Below are 16139 nucleotides of genomic sequence, written 5' to 3' on the forward strand. Positions count from 1 at the left end.
TCAGACCCTAATTGCTCAGACCCGATCGGGTCTGAGCAATTAACAAGAAATCGCGGTATAATCACACATGCCATCGACCAAGTTAGGAAAGTTAATAATCAGTTACATTAACTCGCGCGAGTTCCATTCGATCAAGAACGAGATTTTTAATACCCAGATATATGCGACCAAACTTCAAAGTGAAACGCCTATCATACTAGACATTGGTGCACATATTGGGTTGGCGACTCTTTATTTTAAGCAGCAGTGGCCAGGGGGTACAGTTTTTGCTTTTGAGCCGAATCCTGTGGCATTCAAGCTGCTTGAGGAGAATATTTGGCAGAACGGTTTGCAAAATGTTGAGGCATACAATATTGCAATCGCTGGCAGCGACGGGAAAAGAAAGCTGTATATCCCTGCAAATGATGTATCTTGGGACTCAAACTCAAGCTTTACAAATGGATCTTGGAGCAAGCAGGAGGCGCAGCAGCCAGTTGAGATTGAAGCAAGAAGACTTGCAAAGATTCTAGAGAAGCTGGATAAAGTTGATCTGCTCAAAATAGATGTGGAGGGGGCAGAGTTTGAAATTTTCAAAGATATTCAGAAAAATTTAATGAAAATTAATGAAATGATTATTGAGATACATCCCGAGTCGAGACAGAGATTTAAAGAGATGACTGCTCGACTGCTAGCAGACGATTTCACGATTGAGATTTGGCAAAACGGAAAAATTGTCCGACAGCCCGACTTTAGCAAGCTTTTCATAATGAAAGCTCGTCAAAGTGCTTAGAGCTGGGTAATAAGCAGGTAGCCAATTAGCAATGCTCCGAGTGCAATTCTGTACCAACCGAAAAATGTGAGGAACTTCTTCTTGCTGACATATTTTAGTAGCAGTACAGCAAGGAGACTGACTACAAAGGCTAAAGCCACAGTTACAAATCCATTCATATTCAAAAAAGGCTTGAAGTCCTCAAAATCAGTAGCTACTGTAAAAAAGAAAGACCCTGCGATTATCGGAATTCCGACAATAAAAGCATATTCGAGGGCAATATCCTTGCGCATACCTCGCCATACCCCTGCAAGCGTCATTACCCCAGAACGAGAAGTTCCAGGCAACAAAGCCAAAGTCTGGAATAAGCCTATAACCAGCGCATCAATCGCTCGCAATTCTGAAATATCATTAAACTTCTGTACTGGTCTTCGATCGTGCAGTCGCTCAGTTACAATCAGAGCTACGCCCCACAAGATAAGCATCGCTGCTACAAAAGGTAAATTGTAGAAATACTCATCCAAGATCTCACCGATTAGAATTCCTAGCATGACAGCAGGGATACAGCTGATCACTATATTTAGCAGCACCCTCCATCTGAAGCTATTTTTAATGATTTTCATTAACTCAGGCCAGTAGCCAACGACAATTCCGCCAAGCGTAGCGATATGCAGCAGCGTTAATAAGGCGACAGTTGCCTCGACTTTCAAGATCTCGCTAAAAATTATCAAATGTCCGGAGCTAGAGATTGGCAGCAATTCTGATACTCCTTGGACTACAGCCAAGATATACAGGTTAATATCCATTTCACATTGACTTAATCTTATCTATAACAGTTCTAGACCAATCTGCATCCTTGTTCAATAGGATGCGAGCTCGCAGTATGCCTAAGATCATTAAGCGTGTAAGCCAGAGGTCCATTTTCTGCCCTGTGGCGCTAAAATATGTAATTAATGAAATATAAGTTTGCTCTGCTCGCCATCTTCTTACATCCTCTTTCTCTTCAGAAGACTTGCCACGACTGTGGTGGGCAATTGCATTTGGATCATAATAGATCTCCCAACCCTTTTTTCTCAGCCTCCAGCAAAATTCTACATCCTCAAAATACATAAAGAATCTTTCATTAAAGAAGCCTGCATCGTCAATCGCAACCCTCCGTATAAGCATACAGGCACCAGATATAGCTTGGGCTCGGCTCCAACTGGTAGGATCATAATTTAATGAAATTCGCTCGCTTCCAGTTAACCCATGAATCATGAATTTCATGAATAAAAGGTGAAATTTCGGCGGAGTAATTACTGAGTCCTCAATATTATTCTCGTCGTCAAGCAGCTTTGGGCCAACTGCGGCGATCTTCTCGCCATTATCCAGGCTCTTTTTCATTAACTCGATTGACTGGCTATCGATCCGCATGTCGGGATTAACTAGCAATATATAATCAGGCGCATACTCAGTGACTGCTTGAGCACATAGTCGGTTCATACCTTTGGCAAAACCGAGATTCACCTCATTCATCGAAAATGCAACCCATGGGTACTCGTTCGTAACCATTGCAGAAATTACATTTGAGCTAGAGTTATCACCAAGGAAAACCTTGTATTCCTCTCGCCCTTCAGTCCAACGCAGGCTCTCGAGACATGCCTTCAGATTCTCAGTCGCGTTGTAGGACACAATTAGTATCGCCGTCTTGCCTGGCATTTCGATATCTTGGATCAAAAATAATATCCTAATCTGTTTCAAACATGCTAGAATTGTTCACCATGACCCGAGAAAATCTGTCAATCAAAACATTCCGCATAGATTCCCTAATTCTTATATTATTCGCATCTGCTGTCAATCTGCTGGCTTTTCCAGCGCCGACCCAAGCTTCTGGCTCTGCCACATTTTCGATTACACCTAGCAACGGATATGTTGTAGAAGGGCAACAATTCAGCATTGATGTGCTAATTGATACAGCAGGTACCGAGGTGGTACAGGCGCGAGCGGTCATCACCTTTGATCCGACTCGCGTGAGGCTGACAAATGCCGGCCGAAATAACTCACTTTTCGCTCAATATCCTACCGATGGACAGACAACTGACAATACAAATGGTGTTGTAATGGTGACAGGATTTTCACAAGCGGGAGTTGATGATTTATATGCAACGGACGGGGCACCCGATGTGTTTGTTCGGCTGACATTTGAGGCTTTGAGAGAGGGGAGCGTCACATTCGATTGGGAATATAATGGATCTGACCAGCCTTTTAAATCTGTAATTATGAGCCATGGCAGTCCACCGCAAAATATCTTGAACAGTAAGCCTGCCGCAGTGACGTTTACGATTCAAGACTCTGGAGTTGTGCCTGAAGAGCCTGAAGTGCCTGATACAGCAGTGCGAGATTATCTCCCGCTCTATATTGGAGGCTTAACACTGGTTGGTGCTATGCTGATTTTCTTTGGCGGTAGCATGGTAGTGAAGGCCTCCGAGAATGTAAGTTCAACCAAGAAGAGGACTGTAGTTGATTATGACTAAAAAGGGCAAGGATAAGCGGTCTGCCCTAAGAGTTGCAATCGTTCACAACTGGTTTTTCAAGATGCGTGGTGGGGAGCGGGTTGTAAAGTCGCTTTGTGAGATTTTCCCGGATGCTGATCTGTATGCACTTTTTGGAGATAAGCGATTTCTTGCCGAAAATTTTCAAGGAAAGAGCGTGAAATTTACTTGGCTTCAGCGATTGCCCTTTATTAAGAGGATCTACAAAGTGACACTTCCGTTTTGGCCGATGGCAATTGAGTCATTAAAATTTCATGAGTATGACTTGGTAATTTCTACGAGTGCATCTGTAGCTCATGGTGTGATTACTCCGTTGGGCACGACACATGTTTCGTATATTTTTACGCCGATGCGATATTTGTGGGATCAGAAGGATCTTTACATGTCTAAATATTCTAGAGTCAGAAAGTTTTTTGTCTCTCCGATTTTGCACTATTTGCGTGTGTGGGATGTTGGGGCTTTTAATAGGCCGGACTATCTTATAGCGGTTTCAGGATTTGTTAATAAAAGGCTGCTAAAATTTTATGGTAGGGGGGCTGATTTTGTATTAAATCCGCCCGTCGACATTTCCAACTGCAAATCGTCCAAGAAGCGCTCTAACTACTATTTGGCGCTATCACCATTTGAGGAAAATAAGGGAGCGGAAGCTGCAATCGAGCTTGCTATAGCCAATAAAGCAACATTAAAACTCACAGGCGACGGCAGGACAAAGAAAAGACTCCAAAAGAAGTACTCAAAGCATAAAAACATACAGTTTCTCGGTTGGGTGAGCGAGAAAGAGAAATATAAGCTACTCAGCAAGGCAAAGGGGCTCTTTTTCTTGGGCGAAGAAGATTTCGGGATCGCAGCCATCGAGGCCATAGCAAGCGGCTGCCCAGTTATTGCTTATAACAATGGCGCAGTAGCTGAGATACGCAAAAAGCTTGGGGGAATATACATTATTAAACAAGGGAGCTCCAAGATACCGAAAACGGATCCGCTCAAAATTGAAAAGAAGAAACTAATGCACTTCTCGGACCAGGAATTCAAGAAGGAATTCAGAAAGATTGTAAAAACAGCAACGGCTTCTGTATAATTCAAACAGGATAATATCGACTATTCATCATGAACAACACCCCGCAAGAGATCTGGGATAGGATTTCTAAAGCGAATAAGATTCTCCAGGTTCACGATAAGCGGTTTGACTTTGATGCACTCTGTTCTGCACTGTTAATGAAAAGTGTGATCGAGAGGAAGCTCGGAAAGTCAGTAGACATCATCTATACAGGCGAGCTAGCTTATAATGCTAAAGATATAGTTGATGTATCTCCAGTTAAGGAGAATACAGATATTAGTTCCGTTGATCTTGGCAAGTATGACCTTGTTATAGTTACCGATTGCGGTGAGGAAGGGCATATGTCTTCGGAAATTGGTTTTGAGTTAACCTCTGATATTGATCTGATAAATATTGACCACCATAGTGGCAATTCGTTTTATGGCATCCTGAACTATGTAAAACAGTATGGTTCGGCCTGCACCGTTTTGGTGGAGTTGTTTATGCATTTGGATATTGAGCTCACAGAGCCGGAAAAAACACTTGTTGCTACAGGGATTGTAACAGACACATCATTCATGAGTTTTGACACGACTACAGCTGAGGATTTGCGATATCTGGCCGACTTGCTAGAGAATGGCCTTGATTACAAGGGAATCATCCAGAAACTGAAGATTGGCAGAAGTTGGGATGATTTGATGCTTAACAAAATAGTTTTATCGCATCTCGTGCTCGATGAAGGTGGTGAATATGCTTACTCCTACTTTACGCTGGAAGAGTTGGCGAACGAGAAGATAGACCTTGGTAAGGTCATCGTCAGACATGTCGACAATTTTAAGTCACTAAGCGGTGTTAAGTTTGTATTTTGCGTCGCGGAAGAAGGTGAAGGCAAATTTGCTGTTAGCTTTAGAGCATCAGACCTAAAGTTTAGCGTATTGGAGCTTGGACAGGCTTTTGGTGGTGGTGGAAGAGAGGCAGCCGCGGCAGGCGTAATTCAAGCCAAGGATATTACTGAAGCTATAGAGCTTGTCAGGAGTAAGTTAAGAGAGTTGAATGTATAACAGTGGAAAAAATCCCAAACACAAAATTTATCCTCTTTGATTTCGACGGAACCATCAATGACTCGTTTAAATATGCCCATCTCACAGCCAACAAAATCCTGGAATCCCTCCACAAGCCCCCACTCACAGACGAACAGTTTGAACAGTTTCGCGACAAGGATCTGCAGCAATCAATCAGGGATCTGAAGATCCCATTTTACAAAATCCCAGGCATATTGCGTCAGGTTCAGAAGGCTTTTCATGAGAACCTTGATAAGATCGATGTCGTTGAGGGGCTTGGCGAGTTGCTACAGAGGATGAGTGCCGCTGGATATCGCATGGGTGTCCTTACCTCGAACTCAGAGGCAAATGTGAATAACCTGCTTGAGCGCGAGGGCATTCTTGACCTCTTTGAATATATCCGTAGTGAGAAAGCACTATTTGGTAAGGCGGTTTCGATGGCTCGATTCTACAAAATCTACAAGCTTCACCCTGAAGATGTGATCTATGTCGGTGACGAGACCCGTGATGCACGCGCAGCTAAAGAGGCTGGGCTTCGAATCATCTCGGTAGCGTGGGGGATAAACACGCTCCGGGCATTGCAAGCCGTTGATCCAGACTACCTTGTTGAGAACATTCAGCAGTTCGAAGGGCTTTTTGACCTTGCTGATTAAGCACTCTTTTGATATCATTGCATTGTTACAAAGGTTCTTTGTATTGCCGAGATAGCTCAGTTGGTAGAGCACTTGCCTGAAGAGCAAGCTGTCCCCAGTTCAAGTCTGGGTCTCGGCACCATTCGTAGCTTTAGCGAAGAATGGTGCAAAATTGCGAGGGTAGTTCAGTTGGCTAGAACGGCACATTGCCAATGTGCAGGTCGCGGGTTCGAACCCCGTCCCTCGCTCCATGCCGCCAACTCATAGTGCGTATCGCACTATGAGTTGGCGGCATGGAGTTGGTAGCGTGAGAACCCATGGCGCAGCCAGGGTGCGCCCTGTGGATTAAGCGAAGTCAAGTCACGAAGTGACGACGACTGAGTGCAATCACAGCTTCGCAGCAATTCTACAGAGCGCAGCGAAGTAGAATCAGCGAGTACACCCCGTCCCTCCAAGACGAGCATAGCGAGTCTTATGCACGCTCCCTCGTTCAGTAACTTTTCAAGCTTGCCGATAAGAAAATTGTCATAACTATATAAGAACAGAGTTTCTCAAAGATAAGATACAATATTTTGCAATTTGTTTATGAAAAAGAAGAGCTTCGCAGACTTTGTATATGAAATGGGGGCACTACGCCAGATACGTAGAACACCATTCCTAAATATATTTGATAATACTGACTCGGTTGCTGACCATACATTCAGGACTATGCTTATAGCCTATTACCTCGCCGGAGAAGAGGGGTTGGATATCGAGAAGGTCTTAACATACGCACTATTTCACGACACGACGGAGGTTCGCTGTGGTGACAACTTTAATATCCAGAAGAAATATATTAAGCGCGAGGAAAAATCCGCTGTTGAAGACATTGCAGAAGGGTTGGGAGAATTTGGGGAGAGACTAAAAGCGATTCTTGAAAAGTATGAAGATCGCCAAGAGCCGGAGACGAAATTGGTAAAGGATGCAGATATAATCGAGCTGTATACCACGTTGCTTGAGAACTCGTACAACGGTAGCAAGTACAGTGCCAAGTATATCGAAAAAGTCGCCCCATTTGATGAGATGCTGCATTTTAAAAGCTCTGTCGCACTTCTAAAGAATCTCTTTGAGACGGACCCTGACAATTTTGTCGATCAGATAAAAGCACAAAGGGTTTAGTTAAGGGAAGAATAAAATCTAGACATATTATTGCTTACAGTCTTGCACTTACCGTGGCAAGTGTAAAATTGTTTATTCTAGGCACAGACACATTATGGAGATTGAATTGTTTAAAGCGTTCGCGGATAAACCTGATCAAGGAAACCCTGCAGGGGTTATTTTTAATGCTGATAATCTAACTCAAGATAGAATGATAGAAATAGCTGCCACACTTAACTATTCTGAAAGCGTATTTATTGTTAAGCCAAGTACTTCTGAAGCAGATTATAGACTCAGGTTTATGACCTCCATAACAGAAGTTGATTCTTGTGGACACGCAACGCTTGCCGGTGCGCAGGCTATCTATGAGAAAAAACCATTTAATGAGATAAAGGTCGAAACAGGGGCAGGGATACTATCCGTATATAGAGAAGAGGATGGATCACTCATGATGAAGATGGCAAGATCTGAATTAGTAGATAAGGAATATGATAAGACCGAAATAGGGAAATTATTAGGAATACGCCCCTCTGACATGTTTGATTTGCCTATCATAACAGCCTCAGTAGGAAGCCCAAAGTTAATGATACCAGTTAAACATTTGAACATTGTAGAAACAGTTCAACCGGACTTTGAAGCAATGATTGAGTTTTGTAAAAAATATCCGGTCAAAGGATTTTATGTTTTCACTAAAGAAGTTATTCTCCCAGGCTCTAATTTTCATGCTAGACAGTTTAATCCCGCAGCAGGGATTCCTGAAGATCCTATCACAGGTGTGGCGGGTGGAGCGCTTGCTCTTTATGCGAGGGCATACAACCTTATCATTCACGATCAAATTATTATTGAACAAGGGTTCGAATTAGGAAAGCCAGGTCGAATAGTAGTTCAAATCAATGATGGTGCTGTTTATGTTGGTGGAAATGCTGTTAGATTTGGATCTAAGCGATTAGAAATTTAGGTTTGTTTGGTAGGAATAAGTAACCGATTTTGTTACAATCCAATTATGAAAATAGACGCCGTCGGAGTTACAACAACCAACATGACCAAAACAGTTGAATTCTATACACAACTAGGATTCGACTTCACAGGATTAGACCTAACAGAAGGACATATCGAGCCAGCTACCCCAGACAGGTCAGCAAGACTAATGATTGATAGTGTAGAGATCATCCGAGATATTCTTGGCGAGGAACCAAGGCCAGCAAACCACTCTCCGTTCGCAATAAGGTATGATTCGCCAGAAGAGGTTGATGCCGTCGCCAGCAAGGTGAAGGATAACGGCTTTGTAGTAGTAAAAGAGCCTTGGGATGCTTTCTGGAATCAGCGATACGCAGTGGTTGAGGATCCAGATGGTTATAGAGTGGATCTGTATGCGGATCTGTCTCGATAGAAGCTAGACTAATCGCGGTGACTTTGCACAATTCTGTCGATTATCTCTGTAGTAGAAGTAAATGCTTTCTGTCTGCGCGTGAACCTCCTAAGCATTATATCTGCTCGGCTTGTCTGCTCTTCAATCGCGTCCGCGTACCCATACTCGCGACCGATTGCAACGAAACTTGGTTTAATCTCTCGGTAAAGAAGCGTATACAGGTCTTTGCCCATCGGCTCGTTATTAACAAAAGCGATATTCACACACTCGCAATTTCCCACTATTCCAACCCTATGCTCTTCGCTAATAATCGGGCGAGGATATTTCTTGTATGAGGTTACATTCTTATCACACTCAACCATAACGATGAGAAAATCTGCTGCCTTTTTCGTATCTTCAAGGAGAGTCAGGTGACCTATATGGAACAAATCAAACGCGCCGTGTGTGAAAGCAACTGTCTTACCGTTTTTCCGCAAATCGTGAGAAATACTACAGATAGTGTCAAGGGAGAATTCGGTATGATTCTTGATCATTTTTGATTATATCAGATGAGCTTGTTTAGGGTAATCCGATGGAGAGTATTCTAACAAAGTAGCAAGACATTATTTCAGCCTCACAAGCTCACCCTTCCTCTTCACAATATTCTTATAATCCCACTGAATATCTACAGACTTTTTCAACCAGCGCTTAAGATCGTCTTCATTAATCTGATCGGGAGACGTATATCTAGCTTCAGCTGCTTTAAAACTACCCTCTTTCTGCAAACCCTCCTCCTCAAATGATTGTCCGCTCCAGAATAGTAGCCGCACACTATCTTTAAGCTTGCTATATCCTACAATAGGATTGCCATCAATAAACCATACAGGGTGGCCATGCCATATCTTATCTTCGGTGCTTGGAAGATTCTCAGAAATCGTTTTAGCAAGCCTCTCGCAGATTTCTCGATCAGCTTCAGAGTGTTGAGAGCTGTTATATTTTAGAATCTCTACGTTCATATGCCTCTTCTAATAACTTACTTCTTCACTGCTACAGTCATTTTCTCTCTTGCACTCTTCATTTCAGTAGACCAAAATACCAGCTCATCCAAGATCCTATTCGCAGCCTCCTCATGCTTCTCATTAAATTGATACTCACCCGACTCATTCTGATTCTCCCAATAATTAGGCAAAATCAGCTGCTCGCGCAGGTCGTACATCTTTAATTCGCCACACACTGCCCGCAGATGCTCAACAGACCTCGCACCACCTGCCTCGGCGCCATAGCTAATAAAGCTGGCTGGCTTGTGGTTCCACTCGTAATAAAGAAAATCTAATGCATTCTTCAGCGCAGGGGATACAGAGTGGTTATACTCTGGCGTGACGAAGAGAAATCCGTCGGATGCTTCAACTTTCTCAGACCAGGCTTTTGTATTATCCTTCGTATACTCACGGGCCTTTGGTGACTTTGGCTCGTCAAGGAACGGCAGATTCATCTCGGCAAGGTTTACAAGCTCATATTCTGCATCTTTTCTCTTGGTGGCGATATCATAGATCCAGTTGGATGGCTGGTCGTTGAAGCGGTTTGGGCGGACAGAGCCTGTAATAATTTTAATCTTTGGCATACTGTACATTCTATAAAGTTATATTCTTTGACCCCACTGCTATTCGTAAATCCGAATAGTGTGCAAATTACTATTCTTAAGCGTAGTGAGACTATCTACACGAACCTCTTCGAAGTCGCCCATCAGACTAAGCTGTTTCGGTGATAGCACATGTTCCTCGTATGAGCTGCTACGTCTTTTTAGTACCCCAAAGCCTGTCCAAAATTTTACGGCGGAGTATCTGGTTGTACCTAAGGTAATTGCATCTGGAATTGGGGTGGTAAACAGAACTATTACATCTGACCCTCGTACAAAGTCTTTCCTTTTACTTAGTAGCCCGTAGGCATCGTGTAGTTGTGTGTTGCTTCTGAGTAGATCTTCTAGTTCCTCCTGATTTAAGTCAGTTCTATCTTCTTCACCTGCAAAATTATAGTTCAGTATAAATGAGCTTTTCCGCTTTGCCTTCTTCACATCATCAAAGCCATCCCAGTTATCCTTTGTCTCATTCATGTTCTTTTGTAGCTCTTTTTCAAATTCCTCTTCTGACTCATACAAATCTCTTACCCTTTGCAGCACTATTTTTAGGTTAGGTGCTAAATGTTGATTAAAGAGATGTAGAATTTCTTTAAATGAGTCTGTGTAGCCGTCGAGTTCTCCTTGAGGAATATTATCCAACCTATTAATAATCACTTCGTCCGAAGAAAATGCTAACTCAACTCCTGGCTTGTAATGCTCAGCAATCTGGTTCAAAAAGTCAGCATAGTAGGCAATCATAAAAAACTCTGCCCAGTCTGTCATTGGGGCTGAAGGTAATGAATGTAGCTTGTAGCCGCCAAACGGAAATGTAAACTTTATTGGCAAATTTGATGAGACAGCAGAATCGATCTTCTTCCGACAGTTTTCAGCTGTTAATTCATCGGCTTTCGTTTTCTTAAACTTTCCCGAGGTGATTCTCTCAAAGATAAAGTCAGCGGGGTTTTGATCAAGCTTTCTTTTATCCTTAGGCGTTAGGTTATAGGAGTATCTCTTTTCAAGCCTTTCCTTAAGAAATTGTAAGACATCATTCTGCATAATGAATCCGCTTGAATAGAATTGGTGATCCCGGCAGTTTTAAGGCTGCGACCTCTTCTATGTATTAGAAGCGCTCTTACCTGAGCTACAGGATCAACAAATTGTAGCATTAAATCAGTAACGATCAAAGACAATCCGTGCTACTAGCCCTTCGACTCTTCTGTTGTGCTCTCAGTAACAGTTGTCTCTACAGGCTTTGCAGGGACCTCAGTCGCGCTCTCTGTTGGTGCAGCTGTTGTTGTGGTTGTAGTCGTCGTCGTCTTGCTGTAGCCAGGAATCTTATCTCTATTCGAGTAGCCGCTGGTTGAGTATGAAGCAATATCTGCAAGCAATGCTAAACCAAGCCATACCCAGTCAAATCCGACCACACCATTTGTTCCCACTGCTACATACATCAATGTAGTCCATGGTAGGAATACTAAACCTATAAATGGCCAGATCCATGTCTCGAAAACTATATTAAATCGAGCTGGTGATACCAACCACCACGAAAGTAGTCCAAGTCTAGGACCAAAAAGTAAGATAATGAAGAATAAACACATATGAGCTAACCCCCCTCAAGTTAATTACTTTCATTATAAGTAAGAAGTCAAAGTATTGCAAAGTTTTATTGGGGGATTACGCCTTAATGCCTTATGTGTGCCCTTTATTGCGAATTTGCGTATCCTGTAGTATAATTTATGTAATGGGCGGCGTAATATGCCGATATTATTACAGATGCAGGGGTAATCAGCAAATTTATGAACACTATAGAACTTGTACAATTCAAGGATTCTGTGTTGAAGCACTTCCATAATAACTCGCGCACTTTGGCTGCGCAAGAAATTGACGGCTTTATACAGCTGCTTGAGCAGATTGTCAGTATGGATAACAGCGCCACCAGCCGCAAAGGTAAGGTGAAGGCTGAATTTATCTCTCGCTGGCTTAACCAGAACGGATGCAAATCAAAAGTACTGAAGCTAGAGAATAGTGAGAATTATGCTGTCGCAAATGAGGATAACTCTTGGTATGTGGTTGAGGCATATGTGGGTGCTGAAGATTTTGTAGATAATGGTAAAAATGCAATCTTCTCAGTTCACCACGACCATGTCGCTCGAAATGATTCTCAGATTAAGCTTGAAGGTGGCAAAATGTCTGCACAGGGTATCGTCGACGATAGCATCAACCTAGTGTCTGCACTGTACGAGTTTGTAAACTTCAACCGCTGGTACGAGGAGAACAAGGATTCTCTTGACCAAAATATCTGCGTAAAGCTAATAGTTAGCGATGGTGAAGAGGTAAATACGCAGGGTATGAAGTATTTGATGAACCAGTGGTATGAGACAGGCAAGCTAAAGGAGTTGGCTTACATGATTGTGTGCGAAGCGACCAGCAAAGCTCAGCAGTTCGATGAGGTAGGTAATGCAGTTATTAATGAAAATATCGTTCCAGGTATAGCTTATGCCAACCGTGGTAAGGTTACTGGTACTTTTAGATTCGGCTCAGGAGAGGCTTCATGTAGCGATATCGCTCAATCTGTGTTCAGCTTCTTAAGAGTGTGGCAGGAGTATTTCCATGTAAATTCTATGAGTAGCGAGACCTCAACCGATCGCGAGCAACTAATTGCCACGGAGCTAATTCCCACATATTTTAATTTGGATGGGCATGAAGGTGACTTCATCTGGGAGCTTCGAACCAACAAGAAGATCGGTGCCTGCGAGGGATTTAAGCTAATGGAGAAGGCGGTTCTTGATAGCAACCACATTGATAGGGTACAGAAAGTTGATAACTCGGCTCTCCAATGCAAATTCGCAGAGATGTACAAATATGAGATCACATCCGAGGGTGCAATTGTCGAGATTGATCTAAAGGACAGTATACATCCAGCCAACTTTGTCTTAGGGAAGACCTGTGATCCTCTAACCCTTTCAATGCTGTTCCTGGCTGGAATGTTCGACGAGGATAGGATGAAGCTGACTTCAGTCCAGTGGGGTGATGTAAATAAGCCTAACAGCGTCCCACAATTTGCCAAGCTTTATTTCTCCTCAAATATTAATTTCGAGGCCGTGCTCAATAGGATGCTTAAGGCTGACTATCTCGAGTTGGTTGAGAAATATATTGAGCGAGGCATCGAATTGGTGAAAAGCTCTAAGGTAAAGATGTCTATAGAGCGAAATCAGGCTGCATCATGTCGTGAAGGTCTTGAGGTACAAGAGAAAGATTGGGGATTGGTTGAAGCTGCACAGAACAACCTTAAAAAGAATATTAACGAAGCATTTGGCATTGAATGTACCCCAAGAATCAATGTATTCAACGCGATGCATGACGGTGGTCCTAGCACATATGAGCATATCCACCCAATTGTATGGGCAAATGGTGAGAAGTTAATAACAATTGGTGTCGGTGACTTTAACAAGCTTCACGGACATGAGACATTAAGCCCAGCAGAACTAGCTGCCGCAATGGTGCAATACAAAGATCTCTTGAGATCTTTAACTTTCCCAATTAAGTAAGGTTAATCTTTCACGCTATCTGATCGCCCGTTGACAGGGTGTAGTGGGTGTTGTATATTGGGGTGTAGTGGGTGTAGTGGGTGTAGTGGGTGTAGCTAATTTGTTAGGGGTAATCAGATGGAAGTCGCATTAACCAAGAAGCAGGCAGAAGTTCTTGATCTCATTAAGCATAAATTTGATCAAGATGGTACCGCTCCCTCTCTTAACGAGATGATGGGTGAGCTTGGCTTATCCACTAAGAAGAGTGTAGCTTTCCACCTAGATGCCCTTGAGAGAAAAGGCTATATCGTCCGAAATGGACGGGCTCGTGGCATCAAGCTTCTGGGTGACCTAGCAGGCGATTTTATTACTGTCCCGCTAATGGGTTTTGCAAATGCTGGTGAGCCGCTCATGACTGCTGAGGATGAGTATCTTGGCGAGCTTACAGTGGATAGAAGTCTCTTGAAAAGTAGTAGAAAGGTTTTCGGTGTAGAGCTTCGAGGAGACTCTATGGATCGTAAAAAGATGAATGGCGTACATATGAGAAACGGCAACTATGCAATCATTGCCAAAGATGCAGAGGTGCGAAATGGCGATGTGGTTTTAGCAGTGATTAATCATGGGGCTACGGTAAAGACCTTTAAGCGAGATGGCAAGGTTGTCACACTATTCCCAGAGTCCACAAACCCTATCCATAAGCCAATATATGTCGACAACGAAAACTCTACATATATAGCGGGCAAAGTGATCACTGTGCTTAATAATCCTGTTAACGAGAAATCAGAGAATATGGGTGACTCGAAAATTGGCTCATTGAGGAAACTGAACTCGTAAATAAGATGACGCCGCTCTACTTCTCTCCTATATATGCCGGATTCCCCGGGATAGTAGAAGAGGTGGTGGAGAAGAAGCTCGATCTTAATGAGTTCCTCATTAAAAACCCTGAGGCAACATATTTCCTGAGAGTTAGCGGGGATTCAATGGTTGGAGCTGGTATCTACAATGGAGATCTTCTTATCGTGGACCGGTCGCAAGCCGTAAAGAGCGGTGATATCATCATTGCCTCTATAAATGGTGAGTTCACAGTCAAGCGATTGGAAAAGAAAGGAGATCGCTTCTTGTTGTTACCAGAGAATTCCCGATACAAATCTATGATGATCCATGAAGAAGATGACTTCCTCTCATGGGGTAAGGTTATCTACGTGATCCATCAGGCCATATGAGGAGCATAGGCCTAGTTGATTGCAACAACTTTTTCGTATCGTGCGAACGGGCGTTTAACCCGAAATTTAAAGATAGACCCGTCTTAGTCCTCTCCAATAACGACGGGTGTGTTGTTGCACGCTCCAATGAGGTGCGGCAGCTCAATATCCCGATGGGCGTGCCGTACTATCAGGTGGAAGCATTGGTGAAGAAGCATAATGTGAAGGTATTTTCGTCGAACTACCCCCTCTATATAGATATGTCGCGCAGAGTTTTGCGGATATTGAAGAACCGCATCCCGAAGGTGGAGTTTTACTCTATAGATGAGGCGTTCCTCGACCTTGAGGGCTACAATCCGCAACAGATTGGTGCTCAGATGAGATCTCTGCGGGCAGATATACTTACTTGGACCGGTATACCAGTCTCTATTGGCGTGGCTGCTACGAAAACTCTCGCGAAGATAGGCTCGGAGGTGGCAAAGAAAAACCCGGAGCTAGGCGGCTGTGTAGATTTCGGCAATATGACACACGAAGAGCAGGATTGTGTGCTGGAGAGCTTGCCTGTCTCGGAGGTGTGGGGAGTCGGCAGGCAGCTCTCCAAGAAATATGAAAAGATTGGTGTAGATAGTGTGTTGGATCTCAAAAGAATGGACGGAAAAACAGTGCGCAAAATGGCTACCGTGGCTGGGTATCGCACCTGGCTTGAGCTAAACGGCACGCGCTGCTTCGAGGTGCATCAAGACCATTCATATAGGGAGAGCATTGCCTACACCAGGTCGTTCGGATATAAAGTAACTCGGAAAGAGGAGATCCTTGAGAGTGTTGCTTTCTATGCTGCAAGCGCTAGCGAGAAGCTGAGGAGGCAGGGATGCGCAGCCAGCTCGATGTATCTTTTCCTCATCATTAAGAATTCGCAAGAGTCGCAGCATAAATACTCGACGCTCTATAAGAAGGTGAATTTTCAGATGCCCTCTTTCGAGACTCAAGATATAGCCGCATATGCCACTCAGGCGGCCTCTGAGATCTTCCGACCAGGTTATAGATATAAAAAAGCAGGAGTGTGTTTATACAATATTGTGCCTTTAGACAGCCTACAGCTTCAGCTTTGGGGTAGGATCTCAAGTGAGGAGAGTGTTGCAAAGAGAATTAATCTAAATAAATATATAGATAGTATAAACTTGAAATGGGGGCGAGGTGCTGTAAGAATAGCATCGGAAGGAGTAGGTCATCGGTGGAAGATGAAATCAGAAAGCCGCTCGCCATCCTACACTACGGAGTGGAATGAGCTTCTTACAGTAAGCTAGC

Annotated in this window: 19 protein-coding genes and 2 tRNA genes; 14 read left to right on the plus strand and 7 right to left on the minus strand. The window is 43.4% G+C overall.

Annotated features, from left to right (window positions below; translation table 11 throughout):
- Positions 1 to 67: 67 nt before the first annotated feature.
- The gene (locus tag QY318_03980; protein ID WKZ30977.1) at positions 68 to 769 is read left to right on the plus strand and encodes an FkbM family methyltransferase; all 702 of its coding nucleotides are present in this window, start codon (positions 68 to 70) and stop codon (positions 767 to 769) included.
- Here QY318_03980 and QY318_03985 read toward each other — a convergent pair.
- Complete coding sequence (locus tag QY318_03985; GenBank protein WKZ30978.1) at positions 766 to 1554, minus strand: undecaprenyl-diphosphate phosphatase; 789 nt, start codon at positions 1552 to 1554, stop codon at positions 766 to 768. The two genes, QY318_03980 and QY318_03985, sit on opposite strands and share 4 nt — an antisense overlap.
- Before the next feature lies 1 nt (position 1555).
- Positions 1556 to 2446 (minus strand): glycosyltransferase family 2 protein, encoded by an 891-nt coding sequence (locus QY318_03990; GenBank protein WKZ30979.1) that lies wholly within the window; start codon positions 2444 to 2446, stop codon positions 1556 to 1558.
- 44 nt (positions 2447 to 2490) lie between these two features.
- On the opposite strand from QY318_03990, the gene QY318_03995 reads away from it, so the two are divergent.
- From QY318_03995 to QY318_04035, 9 genes are all read left to right on the plus strand, one after another.
- Positions 2491 to 3261, plus strand: a complete 771-nt coding sequence (locus QY318_03995; protein WKZ30980.1) for a hypothetical protein — start codon at positions 2491 to 2493, stop codon at positions 3259 to 3261.
- Complete coding sequence (locus QY318_04000; GenBank protein WKZ30981.1) at positions 3254 to 4354, plus strand: glycosyltransferase; 1101 nt, start codon at positions 3254 to 3256, stop codon at positions 4352 to 4354. The genes QY318_03995 and QY318_04000 overlap by 8 nt, the downstream gene beginning before the upstream one ends.
- 29 nt (positions 4355 to 4383) lie before the next feature.
- On the plus strand, positions 4384 to 5373 hold the full coding sequence (locus QY318_04005) for a DHH family phosphoesterase (GenBank protein ID WKZ30982.1): 990 nt from the start codon (positions 4384 to 4386) through the stop codon (positions 5371 to 5373).
- A gap of 2 nt (positions 5374 to 5375) precedes the next feature.
- Entirely contained in the window at positions 5376 to 6026 is a 651-nt protein-coding gene (locus QY318_04010) for an HAD-IA family hydrolase (GenBank protein WKZ30983.1), read from the plus strand.
- A gap of 45 nt (positions 6027 to 6071) precedes the next feature.
- A tRNA-Phe gene (locus QY318_04015) sits at positions 6072 to 6147 on the plus strand.
- Between the two features lie 32 nt (positions 6148 to 6179).
- A tRNA-Gly gene (locus QY318_04020) sits at positions 6180 to 6256 on the plus strand.
- Between the two features lie 334 nt (positions 6257 to 6590).
- Positions 6591 to 7163 (plus strand): HD domain-containing protein, encoded by a 573-nt coding sequence (locus QY318_04025; protein WKZ30984.1) that lies wholly within the window; start codon positions 6591 to 6593, stop codon positions 7161 to 7163.
- Positions 7164 to 7257: 94 nt separating this feature from the next.
- Positions 7258 to 8100 (plus strand): PhzF family phenazine biosynthesis protein, encoded by an 843-nt coding sequence (locus tag QY318_04030; GenBank protein ID WKZ30985.1) that lies wholly within the window; start codon positions 7258 to 7260, stop codon positions 8098 to 8100.
- A gap of 45 nt (positions 8101 to 8145) precedes the next feature.
- Positions 8146 to 8532 (plus strand): VOC family protein, encoded by a 387-nt coding sequence (locus QY318_04035; GenBank protein WKZ30986.1) that lies wholly within the window; start codon positions 8146 to 8148, stop codon positions 8530 to 8532.
- Positions 8533 to 8540: 8 nt separating this feature from the next.
- Here the strand turns inward: QY318_04035 and QY318_04040 are convergent, their stop codons facing one another.
- From QY318_04040 to QY318_04060, 5 genes are all read right to left on the minus strand, one after another.
- Complete coding sequence (locus tag QY318_04040; protein ID WKZ30987.1) at positions 8541 to 9044, minus strand: adenylyltransferase/cytidyltransferase family protein; 504 nt, start codon at positions 9042 to 9044, stop codon at positions 8541 to 8543.
- Positions 9045 to 9113: 69 nt separating this feature from the next.
- Positions 9114 to 9506 carry a DUF1801 domain-containing protein gene (locus tag QY318_04045; GenBank protein WKZ30988.1) on the minus strand — a complete coding sequence of 131 codons (393 nt, stop codon included), beginning with the start codon at positions 9504 to 9506 and terminating at the stop codon, positions 9114 to 9116.
- A 17-nt stretch (positions 9507 to 9523) separates the two neighbouring features.
- Positions 9524 to 10111: an NAD(P)H-dependent oxidoreductase gene (locus QY318_04050; GenBank protein ID WKZ30989.1), complete on the minus strand. Its 588-nt coding sequence runs from the start codon at positions 10109 to 10111 to the stop codon at positions 9524 to 9526.
- 39 nt (positions 10112 to 10150) lie between these two features.
- Entirely contained in the window at positions 10151 to 11161 is a 1011-nt protein-coding gene (locus QY318_04055; protein ID WKZ30990.1) for an L-tyrosine/L-tryptophan isonitrile synthase family protein, read from the minus strand.
- A gap of 143 nt (positions 11162 to 11304) precedes the next feature.
- Complete coding sequence (locus QY318_04060; GenBank protein ID WKZ30991.1) at positions 11305 to 11703, minus strand: hypothetical protein; 399 nt, start codon at positions 11701 to 11703, stop codon at positions 11305 to 11307.
- Positions 11704 to 11901: 198 nt separating this feature from the next.
- On the opposite strand from QY318_04060, the gene QY318_04065 reads away from it, so the two are divergent.
- The 4 genes from QY318_04065 to QY318_04080 all read left to right on the plus strand — a co-directional run bounded on the left by QY318_04065 (position 11902) and on the right by QY318_04080 (position 16138).
- The gene (locus QY318_04065; protein ID WKZ30992.1) at positions 11902 to 13653 is read left to right on the plus strand and encodes a hypothetical protein; all 1752 of its coding nucleotides are present in this window, start codon (positions 11902 to 11904) and stop codon (positions 13651 to 13653) included.
- 117 nt (positions 13654 to 13770) lie between these two features.
- Positions 13771 to 14466 carry a transcriptional repressor LexA gene (gene lexA / locus QY318_04070; protein ID WKZ30993.1) on the plus strand — a complete coding sequence of 232 codons (696 nt, stop codon included), beginning with the start codon at positions 13771 to 13773 and terminating at the stop codon, positions 14464 to 14466.
- A 5-nt stretch (positions 14467 to 14471) separates the two neighbouring features.
- Positions 14472 to 14855, plus strand: coding sequence for a translesion error-prone DNA polymerase V autoproteolytic subunit (gene umuD, locus QY318_04075; protein ID WKZ30994.1), 384 nt, complete (start codon positions 14472 to 14474; stop codon positions 14853 to 14855).
- A complete protein-coding gene (locus tag QY318_04080; GenBank protein ID WKZ30995.1) occupies positions 14852 to 16138 on the plus strand; it encodes a Y-family DNA polymerase in 1287 nt (428 codons plus the stop codon). Before umuD ends, QY318_04080 begins: the two co-directional genes overlap by 4 nt.
- The last annotated feature ends 1 nt before the right edge of the window (position 16139 follow it).

This window comes from Candidatus Dojkabacteria bacterium (genome assembly GCA_030583845.1).
Taxonomy (GTDB): domain Bacteria; phylum Patescibacteriota; class Dojkabacteria; order SC72; family JAHDCA01.